The organism is Halpernia humi (assembly GCF_900108025.1).
GTDB lineage: Bacteria > Bacteroidota > Bacteroidia > Flavobacteriales > Weeksellaceae > Halpernia > Halpernia humi.
Window position 1 is genome coordinate 655,388 of record NZ_FNUS01000001.1, and the last position, 21,455, is coordinate 676,842.

The window sequence follows — 21,455 nt, forward strand, 5'->3', positions numbered from 1 at the left end:
GTAGAGATTTAAAAAAAAATGGACTAAAATAAATTTAGTCCATTTTAAAAATTTCAGTTTAAAAGATTTGCGTTCCGTCGGGAATTATAGCGCCTTTTTTAACAACAACAATGCCTTCTTTTACCGAATGATTTTCATAATCACCATCTTGCATGTGTTTACCGCCGATAATTTTCACGTGGTTTCCGATATGGCAATTTTTATCAAGAATTGCATTTTCTATGTGGCTATATTCGCCAATACCCATATTTGGAATATTATTATTGATGTTATCAATTTTTGTTTCATTACTTTCATAGTAGTCCGCTCCCATCATATAGCAATTTTTCAAACTTGTGCCTCTTTCTATACGACAGCGATTTCCTATGATTGAATTTTCAATTTTATCGGCCAAAACAATGCAACCATCGGCAATTATGGCTTTGCTCACAAAAGAACCGTTTACTTTAGACGGCGGTAACATTCGCGCTCTGGTATAAATTGGCGAGGATGAAAACAGGTTAAATTGAGGCATTTCTTGTGTAAGATCCATATTGGCTTCAAAGAATGATTCTATAGTTCCTATGTCTGTCCAATAACCATCAAATTGATAACTTAATACTTTGTGATGGCCAATGGCATTTGGAATAAGTTGCCCACCAAAATCGTCTCCAGCATCTTCTTTAAACATATTTTTTAGAACATTTTTCGAAAACACATAAATACCCATTGAGGCTAAATATTCTTTACCTGCACCTTTGCTTTTTTCTGAAACTTCACTTTTCCAGTCTCCAAGCATATCTTCGCTTGGTTTTTCTATAAATGATGTAATTTCTCCCTTTTCGTCTGATTTTAAAATACCAAAACCGGTTGCATCCTTTGAGTTTACCGGAATGGTTGCAATAGTAATATCACCTTCATTTTCACGATGAAAGTCTATCATTTCACGGAAATCCATTTGGTACAATTGGTCACCAGAAAGAATCAAAATATAATCATAATCATATTTTTCTAAATGCTTCATAGACTGTCTCACGGCATCCGCAGTTCCTTGGTACCACTGTTCATTTTCTACATTTTGCTCGGCGGCTAAAATATCTACAAAACCCTTGCTGAAGATATCAAAATGGTAAGAATTTTTGATATGAGAATTTAAAGATGCAGAATTATATTGCGTTAAAACTAATATTTTGTTATAACCAGAATTAAGGCAATTAGAAATAGGAATATCTACCAACCTGTATTTACCCGCAATTGGAACAGCCGGCTTTGAACGCGAAAATGTGAGGGGAAATAAGCGGCTTCCTTTTCCACCGCCTAAAACAATGGAGATAACTTGGTGTTTCATATAATTTAATGATTTTGAATTTTGATTTTAGTTTAGAAAGATAAACTTCAAATTATTAATTAGTTATAAAGTTACATTTTTTTGAGACAATAGAAATGTTTTTTTTAATAATTTTAAAAATTATAGTTATAATTTGATTTTTAATTTTGATATAAATCAATATATTTCTGGGCCGAAATTTCCCAAGAAAAATCTTTTTTCATGTTGGCTTCAACAAGGGTTTTCATTAAATCTTTTTGGCTATAAATATGCATCGCACGATCCATATTATGAATAATTGCATCTACGCTTGCTTCGGCAAAATTAATTCCGCAACCGCCAGTAGAAATATCTTCAACCGTATCTTTTAGCCCTCCAATGTAGCGCACCAAAGGAATTGTGCCATACCTCATTGCATACATTTGGTTTAAGCCACAAGGTTCTACACGAGATGGCATTAGCAGAAAATCTGAAGAAGCATAAATTTGATGAGAAAGATATTCTTTATAGCCTAAATCTAACGCAAAATTTGTAAAAGTATAATTCAAATTTTGTAATTCGCCTTCCAGATGGCTGTTTCCAGAACCCAAAATAATAATATTGAAGGCACCGTGCATTTGTTGAATACCTCTTTGTACTAATTCTGGCAATAAATCTGCGCCTTTTTCGGTGGCAAACCTTCCAATAAACCCAAACAATGGCAAATCTGGATTCAAACCATACACTTCACAAAGTGCTTTTTTATTCTTTAATTTTCCTGTGACAGCATTTTTTAAATTAAAATTATAAGTCAACATTTTGTCGGTTTTAGGATTCCAAACTTCGGTGTCGATTCCATTTATAATGCCGTGCGCTTTTTGGTGCTCTGCTCGAACCAAACTTTCTAAACCTTTAAAATCATGATATAATTCTTCCAAATATCCTCCAGAAACGGTTGTGAAAGCAGTGCAACATTTCAACAGACACGCCAAAGGATTGATGTAGCCATCCCAATCCAAAAGCCCCCATTTCCATCCATCAAAACGCGGAATGTAATTGCTCATTTCCCATTTCATTTGTCCTTGGTATTCGCCATTGTGGATGGTACCAATGGTTTTCACACCTTTTAAATAAGAAAAATCTGGGCAATTTTCTATCATAAATGGCACCAAACCTGTATGATAATCGTGGCAATGCAAAATATCTGGCCGAATCTGCATTGCACTCAACCAATGCAAAACGCCGTGCTGAAATGCTAAAAATTGCTGACTTTCATCCCAGTAGCCGTAAACATCGTTTCTATCTAAAAGCCCAGGAATCATTACCAAATACAATTCAAAACCCAAAGAATTGTGCTTTTCTTTCATCACTTTAACTTGGTACATATTAAAAGATTGGTGAATCCATCCATCAAAAACCACTTCAAATTCGTGGTCGTAAAAAAAACTTTTATTGTACCAAGGCATCACAACTTTCGCATCAATGCCTTCTATTTTATTTTGATATTTCGGCAAAGCGCCCACAACATCAGCCAATCCACCGACTTTCGCCACTGGATAACATTCCATTGAAAGATGATAAATCGTCATAAATTATTTATTTTTTGGGTTTTCTGGTGTTTTTGTCTTTAATAATTCTTTTTTGATATTTACATTTTTTTTAGGTGGTTTTTTTAGTAATTTTTTCTGTTTTAAAATTATTACAGACAAAGCAGGTAATTTTAAAATAATAGCATTTGCGCGGTTCATCCAATGTTCATCTTCTTCATCTACAATTTCGGCTTCTACTCCGCTTCCACCATATTTTTCATCATCAGAGTTTAAAATAACCTCCCAAGAAGTGCCTTCGTTCACACCAATTTTATAATCAAAAACACGTGGTGTTAAATTTAAAACCACCATAATGACTTCTTTGTCGTGTTTAGATTTTCTTAAATAAATATAAATAGAATTGTCTTCGTCATTCGCTTCAACCCATTCAAAACCTGTAACATCAAACTGATTTTCATAAAGTGCTGGTTGGGTTTTATATAATAAATTTAATTCTTTTACAAAATTTTGCAAACCTTTATGAACCTTGTGTTCGAGCAAATGCCAATCTAGAGATTGTGTGAAATTCCATTCATTGGTTTGGCCAAATTCGTTCCCCATAAAGAGCAACTTTGCGCCCGGATGCGTGTACATATAGCCAAAAAGCGCGCGTAAGTTTGCAAACTTTTGCCATTCGTCTCCTGGCATTTTATATATTAAACTACTTTTTCCATGCACTACTTCATCATGAGAAAGTGGCAACATATAATTTTCATTATACATATACATAGAAGCAAAAGTAAGTTTATGATGGTCTGATCTTCTGTAAATGGGATCGTTTTTAAAATATTTCAAAGTATCGTGCATCCAACCCATCATCCATTTCATGCCAAAACCAATGCCACCATGATGAACTGGTTTAGTTAAAAGCGGAAAATCTGAACTTTCTTCGGCGATTGTAATAATATCTGGAAAGTCTTTATAAACAGCCGTATTAAAATCTTGTAGAAATTTTTTGGCTTCTAAATTTACATTTCCACCAAAAATATTGGGTTCCCATTCGCCTTCATTTCTAGCGTAATCTAAATATAGCATAGAAGTTACGGCATCTACACGCAATCCATCCGCATGAAAACGATCTAGCCAAAAAATAGCGTTTGAAATTAAAAAAGATTTTACTTCAGGGCGTCCATAATTAAAAATATAAGATTTCCATTCTGGGTGAAAGCCTTTTCTTGGATCTTCATGTTCATATAAATAAGTTCCATCAAAACAATGCAATCCGTTTGCGTCTCCTGGGAAATGTGATGGTACCCAATCTAAAAAAACACCGATATTATTTTTATGCAATTCATCAATTAAAAACATCAAATCTTGTGGCGATCCAAAGCGAGAATTTGCAGAATAAAATCCTGTGATTTGATAGCCCCAACTCGGGTCGTACGGAAATTCCATTACCGGCATAAATTCTACGTGCGTAAAATTCATTTCTTTTAAGTAAGGAACTAATTTTTCAGCTATTTCTCTATAAGAAAAAAACTTTTCTGGTTCATCTGTTCCGCGCATCCAAGAACCGAGATGCATTTCATAGACGGATAATGGCGCGGAAAGTGAATTGTTTTTATGTCTATTTTTTTGCCAATCTTCATCCTTCCATTCAAACCAAGTGGAAGTTACAACAGAGGCTGCTTGAGCACTTTGTTCCATACTAAATGCAAAAGGATCACTTTTTTCTAGCAAAATATTGTTCTTTGTTAAAATACCATATTTATAAGTGGTTTGCAAATTTACTTCTGGTATAAAACCTTCCCAAATCCCCGATTGATCCCACCGGGGAAACAAAGGATGGCTATAAGAATTCCATTGGTTAAAATTCCCAATAACAGTAACTAACTTTGCGTAAGGCGCCCAAACAGCAAAATAAATCCCTTTTACACCGTTCAATTCTGCCTCGTGAGAACCAAATTTTTCGTATAATCTAAAATGTTGTCCTTCTTTAAACAAATAAATATCATGTTCCGTGAAAAGTGAAAACGGCGCTACTTCTTGCATATGAATTAGTTTATGGAATGTTTTTGTAAATATTTAGACCAAATTAGGGAATATTATTCTTATTTCATCTAAATGAGACAAAAAATATTAAATAAAAAATTGATGTTTTCAGAAAAACTACTTTTAGCAAAAGATATTTTCTTTAAATTTAGCCGATGAAACTGAATACAATGAAAAAAGTAGAGAATGAAATTTAATTTAGAAACTTCTGAAGAAGATGGCCGATCCATCTATCTTACAGGAAATTTCAACAAATGGAACCCCAAAGACGACAATTATAAACTCCATAAAGTAGAAGAATCCAAATATGAAATTGTGGTAAATGACGAAGTTTTACCCGATAAAATAGAATATAAATACACAAAAGGTGGCTGGGAAAGCGTAGAAATAGATAAGTACGGCAATATAATGCCCAATCGAAAAATTGCAAAATCTAAAGCAAAAACAAATGATTTCGTGCAGAAATGGCGATTGAATTGGGGGCCTTTTAAAGATGAATTTTTCCCAATTGCAGAAGTGATTTCAGAAAAATTCTATATTCCGCAACTAGAAAAATACCGAAAGGTCTGGGCACTTTTGCCTTATGATTACTATACTTCTACCAAAACCTACCCCGTTTTGTATCTACAAGATGCCCAAAATTTATTTAATGAAGGTGCAGAATATGGCAACTGGGAAATTGATAAAAAATTAGCTCTTTTAGCAGAATACAATCGTGGAGACGTGATAGTTATCGCCATAGAACACGGCCACGAAGAGCGCATAAAAGAATATATTTTTGATAATGACACTGTCATAAAAAATGCAGAAGGCAAAAAATATATTCGCTTTATTACCGATACTTTGAAGCCTTTTGTAGACGAAAAATACCGCACTAAAAAAGACCGCGATAATACAGGAATTGGCGGTAGTTCTTTGGGTGCGTTAATCAGTATTTATAGTGGCTTTCTCTACCCCGAAGTTTATTCTAAATTAATGCTTTTTTCGCCGTCACTTTGGGTAGAACCACAAAATAATTTCCCGATGTTGAACTTTAAACATCCTTATAAGATGAAAATCTATTTGTACGGTGGCGGAAAAGAGGGATCAAAAATGGTAAAAAGAATAAATAAATTTTCCAAGTCATTAAATCAATTAGAAATTGATAAAGTTTATGATTTTGAAACTAAAATTAATATTAATCCCGATGGGCAACATCAGGAGTTTTATTGGTCGCAAGAATTTCCACGCGCTGTGGAATGGCTGTATTATGATTTATTGGTAGATCCCACAAAAAAAATTAAAAAGTAAAATTAAAATGATAAAAATATATCCAGAATCTGAAAACCAAGTTTCCCAAAAATTCCATTTTATTTCAGAAAAAGATTGGGAAAGCGAACAAGAAAATTATCCGAAAAATACTGGGCATTTCTTTTCAGGAAAAAAGAAAGAAATTTTTGCAATTAATAAAGATAATTCTACAGTTTATATAATTGGAACTGGAACGCTTTCTGAAGATGTAGATTATCAAGAAATTGGAAATTATTTTGCGCAATCTCAAAAGAAAAACTTGCAGGCAACAAGCACTGAAATTATTTCCGAAGGATTGAATTTTAATCAAACTTATGAATTGATAAAAGGACTATTTCTAGGCACCTACAACTACCCTTTTAATTCTGAACATCCATTCTGGCAAGACGGATTTAATTTAATTATCAAAAATTTTTCAACTGAAGATCTTAGTAAAATTGCATCGGAAACAGCTGCGCTTTGCAAAGGACAATTCGCGTGTATGGATTGGCTGAATAAACCAGCCAACTTTAAGCGAGCACCGATGATTACTAATTATTTAAAAACTTTAGCCGAGAAATATGGGCTTGAACTGGAAATATTTAATAGAAAACAATGTGAAGAAAAGGGCTTAAATGCTTATCTTTCTGTGAACCAAGGTAGCGCGGAAGAAGCGGCATTTTGTATCATTAAATATAAATCTACTAATGCAGAAAAAAACCTCGGTTTAGTAGGAAAATGTGTGGTTTTTGACACCGGTGGAATTTCCATTAAAGGCAATGCAAATTTACACTACATGAAAAGCGATATGGGCGGCGCAACGGCAGTTATCGGCACTATAATTACCGTTGCAGAAAGAAAATTACCAATCAATATTACCGTCATTTTACCAATCACAGACAATGCGGTTTCTAACAAGTCTTATTTGCCGAGCGACGTCATAAAAGCCTACAACGGGAAAACTATCGAAGTTATTGATACCGATGCAGAAGGAAGAATGACATTAGCAGACGGACTATCTTATATGGTGAAAAATTATAAGCCCGATATTTTGATAGATTTGGCCACTTTAACGGGAAGTGCCGTTCGACTTCTAGGAAATACGGCAGGCGCACTTTTTGGAAATAATGAAGATTTGATAAAAAATCTGGAAAAATCTGGTATTTCAACCAACCAAAAATTATGGAATTTACCGATGTGGGACGTTTGGCGAGAAATGCTTTCCACAGATGTCGCGGATATTAAAAATTTACCGTCATCGCCCGTTGGTGGCTGTATTACGGCTGCAAAATTTTTAGAAGAATTTATAGAAAAGCATCCGAATTGGGCGCATTTAGACATCGCAGGCGTTGCTTTCGGAAAAGTAAATTATGCAAAAGAATATGCGGCAACCGGATACGGCGTTCAATTGTTGATAAATTATATCGAAAAAATTTGCAAATAACGAAATTTAGAGAATACACAGATTCTTTGAATTTTCAATAAAAAACCCTTTAAATAGTTGCATTTTAATTTAAAATAATTTAAAATTGTAGTAGTATAAAAATTATTACAATGGAGAATACATTTGTTTGCATATCTTGTTACTATAAAGGCAGTGAGTTTTTGGAAGAATTAAAACATTTGGGCAACAAAGTCATTCTCATCACGTCCGAAAATTTAAAAAATAGAAAATGGCCGTGGGATTCTATTGATGAGGTTTACTATATGCCAGAAATAAAACCAGCGATTTGGAATCTCGAGCATTTGGTGCAAGGCTTTAGCCATCTAATGAAAATTCACCAAATAGATGCTGTAGTCGCACTAGATGATTATGATGTAGAAAAAGCAGCAATGCTTCGCGAAACTTTCAGAATTCCTGGGATGGGGCAAACCACACATCGGTATTTTCGAGATAAACTTGCCATGCGCCAAATGGCAAAAGATTCTGGCATAAATGTACCTGAATTTTGCTCCGTTTTTAACGATGTTAAATTAACTGATTTTTGTGATAAAAATCCTGCGCCTTGGGTTTTAAAACCTCGGTCTGAAGCCTCTGCTAGTGGTATTCAAAAAATTAATTCTAAAAAAGAATTGTGGGAAGCATTAGATAAATTAAAAGAAGAACGCTATCTTTTTCTTTTAGAAACTTACAAGCCAGGCCGTGTTTTTCATGTGGATAGTTTGGTGTATAATAAAGAAATTGTATTTACTTCTGCCGCACAATACCTTTCTCCACCGATGAATGTCGCACACGATGGTGGTGTTTTCAGAACCCGAACTTTAGGCCGATATTCTGATCATTTTAAAAATCTAGAAATAGAAAACAGAAAAGTTTTAGAAAATTTTGGTTTAAAAAATGGCGCCACGCATACCGAATTTATTTTGGGAGATGATGGAAAATGGTACTTTTTGGAAACTTCTTCCAGAGTCGGCGGTGCGCATATTCCAGATCTAATTGAAGCATCTAGTTCTATAAATATTTGGCACGAATGGGCAAAAATTGAAACGGCTTTATTACGAAATACAAAATATGAAGTACCAAAACCGACGGGTTTTTACGCAGGCTTAATTGTTTCATTAGCAAAGGAAAAAAATCCAGATATTACAGAATTTCAATGTGATGAGGTGTATAAATTTAAAGATTTAGACTATCATATCGGAATCGTATATAAATCTGACAAAGAAGAAATCATTCAAAAAAAATTAGATGAAGCGACAGAAAAAATTATTGATCACGTGCTAAATATTATCCCGCCACAATCTAAACCAACCAGTTAAAAAATTAAATAAAATATATGCCAAAAATAGAGCACACAGATTATTATTCCCATATTTTGGGTAAAAGTTTAAAGGTAGAAGTCACGGGACATTTCGGCTATCCGATTATTATGTTTCCTACCTCAAAAGGACAATACACGCAAAATCATGACTTCCATTTGAATGGCAGCATTGATTGGTTTGTGGATCAAGGAAAAGTAAAATTATTCAACATAGAAACAATTGATGAAATAAGCCTTTATAATAAATCCGTTTCGCCAGAAGAACGAATTAGAAGATATGATTTATATGTTCAATTTTTAATTCAAGAATTTATTCCTTATATTCAAAAAATACATCAAACACATCGTGTTGCAGTTGCAGGCGCAAGTTTTGGTGGCTATCACGCCGCGAACTTTGCTTTTAGGTTTCCAGATGTAGTGTCGCATTTATTTTGCCTTTCTGGTGCATTCACCATCAGAGATTTTATGGACGGCTTTGAAAGTGATAAAGTCTATTTTAATTGTCCGAGAGAATTTGTAAAAAATGATGAGGCCTGGAAGTATAAACACATGCACATTGTTTTAAGCACTTCAGACCAAGATATATGCTTGGCTCAAACAAAAGAAATGGCAGTTATTTTAGCCCAAAAAGGCATAAACCATTGGTATGATGAGCAAAAATGGATCAACCACGACTGGCCACTTTGGCGCATGGTTTTCCCAATATTTATCGGGAGATTTTTCTAACAAAACACAACAATATTAATAAAACATAAACAAAAAACATTATGGCTAAAAATGAAGATAAAACAGTGAAAAAAGTCGGAATTTTATTCGGGATGGAAGATACATTTCCGTGGGCTTTTATAGATAAAGTAAATGAAATGGGAAATGGTGAAATCGTTGCAGAAGCCGTAACGATTGATAAATTAGAACAAGGCGCAGATTCTGGTTATGCCGTGATAATTGACCGTATTTCGCAAGATGTTCCATTTTACAGAGCCTATCTAAAAAATGCTGCCGTAAGCGGAACTTATGTCATTAACAATCCTTTTTGGTGGAGCGCAGATGAGAAATTTCTAAATAATGCATTAATGACAAAAATTGGAATTCCGCTTCCAAACACCGTTCTTCTGCCATCAAATGATCGGCCGACGAACACTTCTGAAACCTCTTTTAGAAATTTAAAATTTCCTTTAGATTGGGAATATATTTTTGAATACATCGGATTTCCCGCGTATATGAAACCACATGATGGTGGCGGTTGGAAAAACGTGTACCGCGTAGAAAGCCCAGAAGATATGTGGGAAAAATTAGGCGAAACCGAGCAATTGGTAATGATGCTACAAGAAGAAATTGTGTTTGATGACTATTACCGTGTTTATTGTTTAGGTCAAAAATATGTTCATATCATGCCTTATGAACCAAGAAATCCGCATCATTTGAGATATGTGACGGAATCTAAATATTCTGGTAAAAAATTAGAAGACATTCTAAAAGTAATCCACGATTATACGATAAAAATGAATGAACATTTGGGATACGATTTTAATACTGTAGAATTTGCAGTAAAAGACGGCATTCCTTACGCAATAGATTTCTGTAATCCTGCGCCAGATGCAGATAAAAACTCAGTTGGCGAAGAAAATTTCGCTTGGATTGTGGAGCATTCAGCAAAATTAGCCATCGAAAAAGCAAAAGAATACGTGCCAGGAAAAGTCAATATTTCATGGGGTAATTTTGTAAAAAATTCTATTAAATAGAAAAAAATGTAAGGTGAATAATTAAAAAACACAAATATGAATCATATATTCACAATCGGTATCGAAGAGGAATATCAGATTATTGATCTTGAAACCCGCGATCTGGTTTCCCACGTTTCTAAAATTATTGAAGGCGGCAAAGCAGTTTTAAGTGAAAATTTAAAACACGAAATGCACGAATCTATGGTAGAAATGGAAACGGGTATTTGCCAAAATATCAAGCAAGCAAGACAAGAACTGACGGACTTGCGCCGACATTTAATAAAAACTGCACACGAACAAAATTTGCGCGTTGCTGGTGGAGGAACTCATCCATTTTCTAATTGGAAAAACAATACTATAACGCAGCAAGACAGATATAGCAAAATAGTAAGCGATATGGGCGATGTGGCACGTGGAAATTTAATTTTCGGTCTGCACGTTCACGTAGGAATTCCAAACCGAGAGGAAGGCGTGAGAATTCAAAATGTAATGCGGTATTTCTTACCTCACGTTTACGCGCTTTCTACCAATTCACCCTTTTGGATTGGCAGAAATACGGGCTTTAAATCTTACCGTCAAGAGGTTTTTGTAAAATTCCCAAGAACCGGAATTCCTAGTTTTTTCAATAGTTTAGGTGAATTTGATAGTTATGTAGAACTTTTAGTAAAAACAGGAACTATTGATAACGCAAAGAAAATTTGGTGGGATTTGCGAGTACATCCATTTTACCCAACCATAGAATTCCGTATTTGTGATATGCCGATGCGATTAGACGAAACCGTTTGCCTCGCAGCGATTATGCAATGTTTAGTAGCAAAAATATACAAACTTCATCAGCAAAATTTAAGTTTTCGCTCCTATCGAAGATTACTATTAAATGAAAATAAATGGCGCGCCGCAAAAGACGGAATTAACGCTCTTTTAATTGATTTCGGTAAAGAAGAGCAAATTCCATACGTTGATTTACTTAAAGAATTACTAGAATTTATTGATGATGTTGTGGACGAATTAGACTGCAGAAAAGAAGTAGAATACGCTTGGGAAATTATGAAAAATGGCAGTGGCGCAGACCGTCAATTGCGCATATTCAAAGAAACTGGTAGTTTAGAAAAAGTCGTTGATTATATGATTACTGAAACTGAACATGGAATTAATTTATAAAAATTTAAATATTAGTACTTTTGTGCTTTAAAATTAGAGATTTATGAAAGAGATTAGAATCGCACTTTTGGATATGAATTACAATCATGTAAACCAAGGGATGCGAAATATAAAAGAAATATCCGAACGCTTCAAAGAATATAATGAAAACACCGTAAACATCACTTATTTTGATGTTCGCTACAAAAATGAAATGCCTAATGTAAAAGATTTCGACATTTTTCTTTCTTCTGGTGGACCAGGAAATCCGCACAAAGAAGGTTACGAATGGGAAGCCAAATATTCAACTTTTCTAGATGAACTTTGGAATCATAATAAAAAAAATGAGCAGAAAAAATATGCCTTTTTAATTTGTCATTCTTTCCAGATTGCTTGTATTCATTGGTCTTTAGGAAATATTTGCAAGAGAAATTCTTATTCTTTCGGCGTTATGCCAATTCATAAAACCGACGAAGCAAAAAAATATTTTCTTTTTGAAAATTTACCAAATCCTTTCTACGCCGTAGATTCCCGCGCCTATCAATTTATCGAGCCCAATGTGGAACGCTTTGAAGAACTCGGAATGGAAATAATGGCTTTAGAAAAAATGCGGCCACACATTCATCGTGAACGCGCTATAATGGCCGTTAAATTTTCAGAAGAAATTTTTGGTACGCAATTTCATCCAGAAGCAGACCCATTCGGAATGATGGAAAATTTGAAAGATGAAACCAACAGAAAAGCCATGATTGATAATTACGGCATGGAAAAATACTTAGAAACTATCGACAGGATGAATGATGAAGATAAAATTATTTTAACACAAGCCCAGATTTTACCAAGATTCCTCAATTTTGCATCCCAACAAATTTTAAAAGAAGTTAGCCTTTGCTAAATTTATTATGATAAAAAAATACAGAGACCAATTCAATTTGGAATTTACAGCAGAAAAATATGCCGAAGTTCATCAACTTTTAAATGAAAAATCTGGCATAGATGTCGCTTTTCGCTTATCAGAAAGTCCGATTTTTTTACCTAAATCCTTTCAGGAAAAATTATTAGATGCATCAAAATCCATCATTTCACAGGTAAAAAAGATGTCGCCAGAAGAATTGGATAAAGCCATTCCAGATAGTTGCCGTGTTCCAAATGATACCGCAAAACCACATTTTTTAGCCATAGATTTTGGTATTTGTAAAACAAATGATGGCGAAATCGCTCCTCAATTAATTGAATTACAAGCCTTCCCAACATTGTATGCTTTTCAAAAAGTATATGATGATATTGTGACGGAAGTGTATCCTTTTTTAAAAGACGTAAAAAATCCGCCGAGCAAGGTAGATTATGTGCAGATTTTAAAAGATGTCATTGTTGGCGACGAAAATTCTGAAAATGTAATCTTATTAGAAATTTATCCCGAAAAACAAAAAACCGCAGTTGACTTTGCATTAACAGAGAAATTTTTAGGAATTAAAACGGTTTGTTTAACAAAGATTAAAAAAGAAGGCAAAAAATTATTTTACGAAAATGATGGAAAATTAATCCCGATTAATCGTATTTATAACCGCGTTATTTTTGATGAATTAGAAAATCTTCCAGACTTAAAAACCGAATTTGATTTCCGTGAAGAAGTCGATGTAAAATGGATCACGCATCCGAATTGGTTTTTTAAAATTTCTAAATACATTTTGCCAAAATTAGTACATGCATACGTACCAAAAAGTTATTTTTTAAATGAATTTCCAACGGATGAAAATTTAGAAAATTTTGTATTGAAACCATTATTTTCTTTTGCTGGCGCAGGTGTAAATCTAAATCCAACGCAAGAAGTGATCGATAAAATTTCTGATAAAGAAAATTATATTTTACAAAGAAAAGTAACTTACGAACCTTTATTTAAAGACATTAATGGCGATTTTTCTAAAGCAGAAGTTCGACTTTTATACTTATGGAAAGAAGATGAAGCCGAACCAATTTTAATGGACAATCTTGTGAGAATGACGAAAGCCGCGATGGTAAACGTAGATTTTAATAAAAAAGACGCCATCTGGATTGGAAGTTCTAATGCGTTTTTTGCTGAAGATTAGAACAACAAACTCAATTTTTTCTTATTTCAATTTTGGTTAATTTACATTTGCTACATCTAATTCTGAATTTTATTTAAAATGAAAATATCCGTTTTTTTGTTAATTTTATGTACTTTTATTTTGAATAGTTGCTATGTTTATAGACCTGAAGAAATAAAAAAAGGAGAAAAGCCACTTACAATTCAGGAACAATTGAAGCCAAATAATATTTACAAAATTGATGTCAATAATAAAACTTACTTAATAAAAGCCTTAAAATGGGACAAAGATTCTCTCTCTGCTCAAATAAATTTAAAAAAAGACATCAGAAAGAATTTTGCAGCCAACCAAATTACCAACGTTAGAGAGCGCAAATTTTCAGATAGTCGCTCAAATTTCCTTACGGTAATTTCTTATATTGCAGTTGGCGTTGGGGTTTATTTATTGGTAAAATAGACGGCAATTTGTAATGAAAGTCTAATGCGTTTTTTACTGTGGATTTAAAAATATTTACACTCAAAAAAAATGAAAATAAATATCTTCTTAGCCCTACTTTTTTTCTTGCCTAATATTATTTTAAGCCAAGATTTGGATGATTTCACCAATGCAAATACAAATACAGGAAACGTAAAAATACCTGGAAAGTGGGAGAAATTAAATAAAAGTGATGATTCTGGGCAAATATTTTTTAAAAACAAAGAAGGAATAATTATTGCAATTGCGAAAAATCCTAAGAACGCTTACCCTTTCTATCAAAAGGAAAAATCTGACTTTGAAAATGTGCAAGAATTTTATAAATGGGATTCAGATTATATTAAATCAAATAATATTGATACTGAAAAACTTAAGGAAAATTCTGAAAAAAAATACATTATTTGGAAATACAATGATAAAAAATCAGATAATGTATTTCTTCTTGGTTCTGTGGCAAACAATTTTATCAATTTACTTATCTATACAGATATTTGGCCGGAAGATAAGAAAATTGAATTTTTAGAAAATTTATACCAAATTAATAAATAATTAAAGAAAATTATATAAAAATAAGCCGTTCCGATAATCCTCGAAACGGCTTTTAATTTTTAACTCTAACCCTGCGTTTCCTGCATTTCCTTCAACTGATATTGTTGCACCAATTCAATCGCATTTGATACCACATCGCTCAAAGCCGTGATATAAGTGCCTTCTTCTGCCATGCTCATCGCGTGTTTTAAGGCTTCAATTTCAACAGGGATGATTTCGTAGGATACTTCTCTACCAGAACTATTTATCCCATCGATGATTAAAGCATTTATTTCTTCTTCGGCTCTTCCGCGTAAATGTTTTTCATTTCTGATTATTATATTGTCAAACATTCTCCCTGCAATTTTCCCACATTCGCGGATGTCTTCATCTCTCCTATCACCCACGCCAGAAATTATGCCTATTTTTTTGGTGGCATCTACAGATTTCAAATAGTCTTCGATGGCCTCATAACCTGCAGGATTATGAGCAAAATCTATTAAAACTTTAAACTTTTTGAAATTAAATACATTTAATCTTCCCGGTGTAAGTTCTGCACTTGGCACGAAAGTCTTTAAGGCCAAAGAAATATCTTCTATTTTAAAACCATAAAGAAAACAAGCCAAGGTCGCTGCCAAAACATTAGAAATCATAAATTTAGCCTTTCCTTCCATCGTGATTGGCACTAAAATGGCGCGTTCAATTCTAATTTTCCAGTCGCCTTTTTTGATCGTGATAAAGCCCTCTTCGTAAACGCAAGTTGTTTTCCCTTCTTTTGCGGCTTTCTTAATATGCGGATTTTTTTCATCTAAACTAAAAAGCGCGACTTTGCAATGTAAATCTGTCGCAATTTTCATAGAATACTCATCATCTGCATTTAAAACCGCCCATCCAGATTTTTTTATACTATCTAAAACAACCCTCTTTACTTTGGTTAAATCTTTCAACGAATGAATATCATTTAAACCCAAATGGTCTTCTTTAATATTAGTCAAAACCCCGATATCACAAGTGTTAAATCCTAAACCAGAACGCAAAATACCGCCGCGAGCAGTTTCCAAAACCGCAAACTCAACGGTTGGATCTTTCAGCACAAATTCTGCCGAAATTGGGCCAGTTGTATCACCTTTGCTCAACATTGTATTTTGGATATAAATACCGTCAGACGTCGTAAAACCGACTCTGTAGCCATTATTTTTTACAATATGGGAGATTATTCTGGTCGTTGTAGTTTTTCCGTTTGTCCCAGTTACTGCAATAATCGGTATTCTAAATTCTTTGCCTTGCGGGTAAAGCATATCCACAATTGGTGCGGCAACATTTCTTGGTAAACCTTCAGACGGCGCCAAATGCATTCTAAAACCTGGCGCGGCATTTACTTCTAAAACTGCGCCGCCACTGTCTTTCAAGGGTTGCGTTAGATTTTCTGCCATAATATCAATTCCACAAACATCCAAACCTATAATTCTTGAAATTCTTTCCGCCATCATAATATTTTCGGGATGCACCATTTCGGTAACATCGATAGAAGTTCCGCCAGTAGAAAGGTTTGCAGTAGATTTTAAATAAATTATTTCACCTTTTTGAGGAACTGTTTCAAGGGTGTAATTCAATTTTTCTAAAAGTTCTTTGGTATCTTTTTCAACTAAAATTTCTGTTAAAACATTTTCGTGACCATAGCCTCTGCGTGGATCTGTGTTTTCTAGATCTATTAATTCTTGAATATTTTTTGTGCCATCACCTACAATATGTGCAGGAACGCGCCTTGCAGCGGCAACCATTTTATGATTGATCACTAAAATTCTAAAATCGTAACCTGTGATGTATTTTTCAACGATAACCTTTCGGCCGTATTGCTGTGCGTGTTCTAAGCCCACTTTTGCCGTTTCAAAATCGTTGACGTTAATAGAAGAGCCTTTTCCGTGATTTCCATCTAAAGGTTTAATCACAATTGGGTAGCCAATTTTTTTTATTACCCTTTCTAAATCTTCTTGATCCACAACCAAATCTCCTGTAGGAACTGGAATGGCTGCTTCATCCAACATATTTTTTGTAAGTTCTTTATTACAAGCAATATCAACTGCTATAGAACTTGTAAGACCTGTAATAGTCGCTTGAAACCTTTGCTGATTTTTGCCATAACCTAGTTGCACCAAAGAATTTCTACCCAGTCTGATCCAAGGGATATTTCTAGAAACCGCTTCTTCCACAATACTTCCTGTGGATGGCCCCAATCTTTCGCGTTCTCTTATTTCTTTTAATTTATGAATGCAAGCATCAATATCGTACTCTTTCGCCTCGATAAGCGCTTCTGCTATCTTTACGGATTCTTCCGCCGCAAAAACACCCGCTCTCGCTTCTAAATAACTAAAAACTACATTGTAAACACCTTTTGTTTTTGTTTCGCGAGTTCTTCCAAAACCAGTATCCATGCCTGCTAAAGTTTGGATTTCCAAAGCAATATGTTCAATCACATGCCCCATCCAAGTTCCCATTTCTATTCTTGAAAAAAAACCACCTTCTACGCCTTCAGAACATCTATGTGTAATTAACGAAGGAATTAGGGCTTCAATCCTTTCCCGAAAACCTTCAATTTTATTGGTGGGAAAATCTTCCAATTCTTCCAAATCCAAGCGCATTTGGATGAGTTTAGGGCGTCGGATACTCCAAATATTTGGACCTCTTAAAACTTGGATTTTTTCAATTTTCATGGGAAATATATCGCTTTTAGAATATTAATGATTATTTATTTTCAAATATAGTGTAAAGCTTTGAAAAACGAAACAGTGTTTTTATAAAAATTATGTACTAATGTTACGGAAATATTGAAAATTTGAAAAATGTGATATTTATACTAATATTTACGAGTTTTAAACAAATCTTTTTCTAAAATTAATTAAATTTGCTGTCATGAATCCAAAGGGAAAATTAATCGTCATTGGTGGCGCAGTCAACAAAGGAAGTTTCGCAGAAGTAGATTTCGAACAAAACGTAGAACAAAATCTCAATTTTTTTGAACGTGGTATTTTACGCAAAATTATAGATGAATCTAAATTTAAAAACGATTCTGTAATAGAAATTTTAGCGACTGCTTCCCAGATCCCACAAATTGTTGGCCCAGAATATAAAAAAGCCTTTGAATATTTAGGTGCAAAAAATGTAAATATTTTAGATATTAAAAACCGTGAGCAAGCCAACAGCGATGAAATTGTCGATAGAATAAATGGCGCAGATGTTGTGATGTTCACAGGTGGAGATCAACTGAGATTAACTTCAATTTTGGGTGGAACACGCTTCCACGAAGCACTTTTAGAGAAGTATGAAAATGAGGATTTTCTCTACGCAGGAACTTCAGCCGGCGCTGCAGCTGCCTCAGAAAATATGATTTACCAAGGCACTGCGCACGAAGCCCTTTTAAAAGGTGAAATAAAAACCACACAAGGTTTGGGTTTTATAGATGACGTTATTATTGATACCCATTTTGTGCAGCGCGGCAGAATCGGTAGATTATTTCAATCTGTGGTTAATAATCCAAGAACTTTGGGTATTGGTCTCGGCGAAGACACCGGCTTATTTATACACAATGAGACGATGACGACAATTGGTTCTGGACTTGTAATTATTGTAGACGGCCGTTTTATTAAAGATACAAATTTGACGAATATTGAACTTGGACAGCCAATTTCCATAGATAATTTAGTGGTTCACGTCATGTCATTAAATGATTCTTATGATCTAAAAACCAAAGAATTAACTATTAATAATTCACAATACTCTCCTATTCCAAACGTAAAATAATTTTTTTACTTAAAAATTTTCTACCTTTAAAAAATGAGAAAATTAGGTATTATCGGTTGTGGTTGGTTAGGAGAAAAAATTGCAAAATCAGCTTCTTCAGAATTTGAAATTTTTTGCACCACAACTTCTAAAAGAAAATTGAATATTTTTGAAAAAGACAATTATCATCCATCTTTAATCGAATTTTCAGATACGAAGGAAGACAATTATCAAAATTTATTTAAAAATTGCGACATAATTATTATTACCGTTCCATTTTCGCAAAGAACAGCATTAACCATTCTAAATCAACGATTTAGAAATATTATAAATTTTTTAGGCGATTACAAAAACCAACTTTTTCTTTGCAGTTCCACAGGGGTTTACCCACAAATTGATGAATTAATTTCCGAAAATTCACTTTCAGAAAATCAATTAAATCAAAATATATTTAGCATTGAAAAATTGATGCGTGAAATCTATCCACATATCAATATTTTACGATTTGGCGGCTTAATGGGCGAAGACAGATTTTTTTCTAAATATTATCAAAACAAAGAAATTGCAGAACCCAATCAATCTGTAAATCACACGCATTTTGAAGATATTTGCAAAGTCATTTTAAAATTAATTAAAGTAAAAATTAAAGGAGAACTATTTAATGTAGTTGCACCAAAACATCCTTCAAAGCTGGAAGTTTTTAAGTGCCAAACACAAAATGATTGCGAAGAAATTACCGCTCAAAAGACAGGAAAAAGAGTGTCTTCGGAAAAATTAATTGAAACTATCAATTATAAATTCATTCATCCAAATCCTGCAAAATTTTAAAATAAGTTGAATCTAACGTCTCAAATCTAATATCTAACGTCTCAAAATCTAGCATTAAAAATGAGTAAAATAATAATTCACGGCGGTTTTTTTTCTGAAAGCGACCAAAGCCGCGAAGTAAAAATTGCAAAGCAAGAATCTTTAAAGAAAATCGCGAAATTATCCTGGGATTTTTTGCAAAATCACACCGCCTTAGAAACCGTTTCTTACTCAGTTTCTTTGCTTGAAAATGATGAACTTTATAATGCTGGAACGGGCTCACAAATACAAAGTGACGGTGTAATCCGAATGAGCGCTGCAATAATGGACGGCGAAAGTCAAAAATTTTCTGGCGTTATTAATATTGAAAATGTGAAAAATCCGATATTGGTTGCGCAAAAACTTTTAAGTGAAGAAGATCGCGTTTTGGGCGATATTGGTGCAAAAAATTATGCCACAGAAAAAGGTTTTAAAGATTATTCTACAGAGATTCCGCAACGCAGAAAAGAATATTTGGCAAAAGTAGAAAGTTTGAGAAAAGGAACTGTTGGTTGTGTGGCTTTGGATAAATCGGGGAAAATTGCAGCGGCAACTTCCACTGGCGGAAAAGGTTTTGAAATCCCTGGAAGAATTTCAGATTCTGCAACAGTTGCTGGCAATTTTGCCAATGAATTTTGCGGCGTAAGTTGCACCGGCGTTGGCGAAGATATAGTGAGCAATGCGACTGCAGCAAAAATTGTAATCCGCGTTTCTGACGGATTTTCACTTGAAAAAGCGTTTGAAAAAACTTTTGAAGAATTAAAAAAAATTGATGGTTTTGCGGGTGCAATTGCCATTGATAGCAAAGGAAATATTTTTCACCAAGATTCTTATCCTACTATGGTTTTTGCGAGTTTTGATGGAGAAAATTTTGAGGTTTTTGATTAAGATTGTAAAATTTTGTTGATATTTTTTAATCTCACAGATTGCGCAAATTTTGCCCATTAAATACATTAAAAATCTGCAAAATCTGTGAGAAATATTTTTTTGAATTACAAACTTTTAAATTGTTCTAACATTCGTTTATCATTCTCAAAAAACATTCTAATATCGCCCATTTGATGAAGCAACATCACAATTCTTTCAATGCCCATTCCGAATGCAAAACCGCTGAATTCATCCGGATTTATGTTTACGTTTTGCAAAACTGCAGGATCGACCATTCCGCAACCCATAATTTCTAACCAACCGGTTCCTTTCGTGATTCTGTAATCTGTTTCTGAGTTTAAACCCCAGTAAACATCAACTTCAGCGCTTGGTTCGGTGAAAGGAAAATAAGAAGGTCGTAATCTAATTTTAGATTTTCCAAATAATTCTAACGTGAAAAACTGCAAGGTTTGTTTTAAATCTGCATAACTCACATTTTTATCGATATAAAGTCCTTCAATTTGGTGGAAAATACAGTGAGAACGCGAAGAAATTGCCTCATTTCGGAACACTCTTCCAGGTGCTAAAATCCGAATTGGCGGCTCATTTTCTTCCATATACCGAATTTGTACCGAAGAAGTATGCGTTCTTAGCAAAACATCTGGATCTTTTTCTATAAAAAAAGTATCTTGCATATCTCTTGCTGGATGGTATTCTGGTAAATTTAAAGCGGTAAAATTATGCCAATCATCTTCAATTTCTGGCCCGTCTGCAACCGCAAAACCAATGGATTTAAAAATATCTATAATTCTATTTTTTACCAAACTAATTGGGTGGCGAGAACCATATTCTAGCGGAAAACCTGGCCGCGTTAAATCTTCTTCTGCAGAAACAACTTCAGTTTTAGTTGCATTTTTCAACTCATCATATTTCTGCTGAAAGGCTTGCTTTAGCGCATTTATTTTTTGCCCTGCTTCCTTTTTATGCTCATTGGGAATTTGCTTAAAAGCCTCAAACAATTCACTTAAAACGCCTTTTTTACCATTAAATTTTAGACGGAATTGCTCAATTTCATCTTTGTTGGTAGATTTAAATTGTGCCACTTCATCTAACAATCCTGCGATATTCTCTAACAT

General features: G+C 33.9%; 18 protein-coding genes. 13 read left to right on the forward strand and 5 right to left on the reverse strand.

The window, feature by feature from the left end:
• Positions 1–58 precede the first annotated feature (58 nt).
• From C4S29_RS03085 to glgB, 3 genes are all read right to left on the reverse strand, one after another.
• Complete coding sequence (locus C4S29_RS03085; RefSeq protein ID WP_103912649.1) at positions 59–1,327, reverse strand: glucose-1-phosphate adenylyltransferase; 1,269 nt, start codon at positions 1,325–1,327, stop codon at positions 59–61.
• 140 nt (positions 1,328–1,467) lie between these two features.
• The gene (locus C4S29_RS03090; RefSeq protein ID WP_103912650.1) at positions 1,468–2,874 is read right to left on the reverse strand and encodes a glycogen synthase; all 1,407 of its coding nucleotides are present in this window, start codon (positions 2,872–2,874) and stop codon (positions 1,468–1,470) included.
• A 3-nt stretch (positions 2,875–2,877) separates the two neighbouring features.
• Positions 2,878–4,866, reverse strand: coding sequence for a 1,4-alpha-glucan branching protein GlgB (glgB, locus tag C4S29_RS03095; protein WP_103912651.1), 1,989 nt, complete (start codon positions 4,864–4,866; stop codon positions 2,878–2,880).
• Between the two features lie 186 nt (positions 4,867–5,052).
• On the opposite strand from glgB, the gene C4S29_RS03100 reads away from it, so the two are divergent.
• From C4S29_RS03100 to C4S29_RS03145, 10 genes are all read left to right on the forward strand, one after another.
• Positions 5,053–6,156 (forward strand): alpha/beta hydrolase, encoded by a 1,104-nt coding sequence (locus C4S29_RS03100; protein ID WP_103912652.1) that lies wholly within the window; start codon positions 5,053–5,055, stop codon positions 6,154–6,156.
• Positions 6,157–6,163: 7 nt separating this feature from the next.
• Positions 6,164–7,579: a leucyl aminopeptidase family protein gene (locus C4S29_RS03105; protein ID WP_103912653.1), complete on the forward strand. Its 1,416-nt coding sequence runs from the start codon at positions 6,164–6,166 to the stop codon at positions 7,577–7,579.
• Positions 7,580–7,689: 110 nt separating this feature from the next.
• Positions 7,690–8,895 (forward strand): ATP-grasp domain-containing protein, encoded by a 1,206-nt coding sequence (locus C4S29_RS03110; RefSeq protein ID WP_103912654.1) that lies wholly within the window; start codon positions 7,690–7,692, stop codon positions 8,893–8,895.
• A 17-nt stretch (positions 8,896–8,912) separates the two neighbouring features.
• Entirely contained in the window at positions 8,913–9,623 is a 711-nt protein-coding gene (locus C4S29_RS03115) for an alpha/beta hydrolase-fold protein (RefSeq protein ID WP_103912655.1), read from the forward strand.
• A 41-nt stretch (positions 9,624–9,664) separates the two neighbouring features.
• Positions 9,665–10,639: an ATP-grasp domain-containing protein gene (locus tag C4S29_RS03120; RefSeq protein ID WP_103912656.1), complete on the forward strand. Its 975-nt coding sequence runs from the start codon at positions 9,665–9,667 to the stop codon at positions 10,637–10,639.
• A 36-nt stretch (positions 10,640–10,675) separates the two neighbouring features.
• The gene (locus C4S29_RS03125) at positions 10,676–11,782 is read left to right on the forward strand and encodes a carboxylate-amine ligase (protein WP_103912657.1); all 1,107 of its coding nucleotides are present in this window, start codon (positions 10,676–10,678) and stop codon (positions 11,780–11,782) included.
• Positions 11,783–11,825: 43 nt separating this feature from the next.
• Positions 11,826–12,656 carry a type 1 glutamine amidotransferase gene (locus C4S29_RS03130; RefSeq protein WP_103912658.1) on the forward strand — a complete coding sequence of 277 codons (831 nt, stop codon included), beginning with the start codon at positions 11,826–11,828 and terminating at the stop codon, positions 12,654–12,656.
• A gap of 7 nt (positions 12,657–12,663) precedes the next feature.
• Positions 12,664–13,848: a hypothetical protein gene (locus C4S29_RS03135; RefSeq protein WP_103912659.1), complete on the forward strand. Its 1,185-nt coding sequence runs from the start codon at positions 12,664–12,666 to the stop codon at positions 13,846–13,848.
• 78 nt (positions 13,849–13,926) lie between these two features.
• The gene (locus C4S29_RS03140; RefSeq protein WP_103912660.1) at positions 13,927–14,283 is read left to right on the forward strand and encodes a hypothetical protein; all 357 of its coding nucleotides are present in this window, start codon (positions 13,927–13,929) and stop codon (positions 14,281–14,283) included.
• Positions 14,284–14,352: 69 nt separating this feature from the next.
• Positions 14,353–14,850, forward strand: coding sequence for a hypothetical protein (locus C4S29_RS03145; RefSeq protein WP_103912661.1), 498 nt, complete (start codon positions 14,353–14,355; stop codon positions 14,848–14,850).
• Positions 14,851–14,915: 65 nt separating this feature from the next.
• Here C4S29_RS03145 and cphA read toward each other — a convergent pair whose 3' ends face one another.
• Positions 14,916–17,540, reverse strand: a complete 2,625-nt coding sequence (cphA, locus tag C4S29_RS03150) for a cyanophycin synthetase (protein WP_103912662.1) — start codon at positions 17,538–17,540, stop codon at positions 14,916–14,918.
• A gap of 199 nt (positions 17,541–17,739) precedes the next feature.
• Here cphA and C4S29_RS03155 point away from each other — a divergent pair, with 199 nt between their 5' ends.
• The 3 genes from C4S29_RS03155 to C4S29_RS03165 are packed head-to-tail and all read left to right on the forward strand — an operon-like array spanning position 17,740 to position 20,340.
• Positions 17,740–18,627, forward strand: a complete 888-nt coding sequence (locus tag C4S29_RS03155; protein ID WP_103912663.1) for a cyanophycinase — start codon at positions 17,740–17,742, stop codon at positions 18,625–18,627.
• A gap of 33 nt (positions 18,628–18,660) precedes the next feature.
• A complete protein-coding gene (locus C4S29_RS03160; RefSeq protein WP_103912664.1) occupies positions 18,661–19,434 on the forward strand; it encodes a Rossmann-fold NAD(P)-binding domain-containing protein in 774 nt (257 codons plus the stop codon).
• A 60-nt stretch (positions 19,435–19,494) separates the two neighbouring features.
• Positions 19,495–20,340 (forward strand): isoaspartyl peptidase/L-asparaginase, encoded by an 846-nt coding sequence (locus tag C4S29_RS03165; RefSeq protein ID WP_103912665.1) that lies wholly within the window; start codon positions 19,495–19,497, stop codon positions 20,338–20,340.
• Positions 20,341–20,444: 104 nt separating this feature from the next.
• Here C4S29_RS03165 and pheS read toward each other — a convergent pair whose 3' ends face one another.
• Positions 20,445–21,455, reverse strand: a complete 1,011-nt coding sequence (gene pheS, locus C4S29_RS03170; protein ID WP_103913026.1) for a phenylalanine--tRNA ligase subunit alpha — start codon at positions 21,453–21,455, stop codon at positions 20,445–20,447.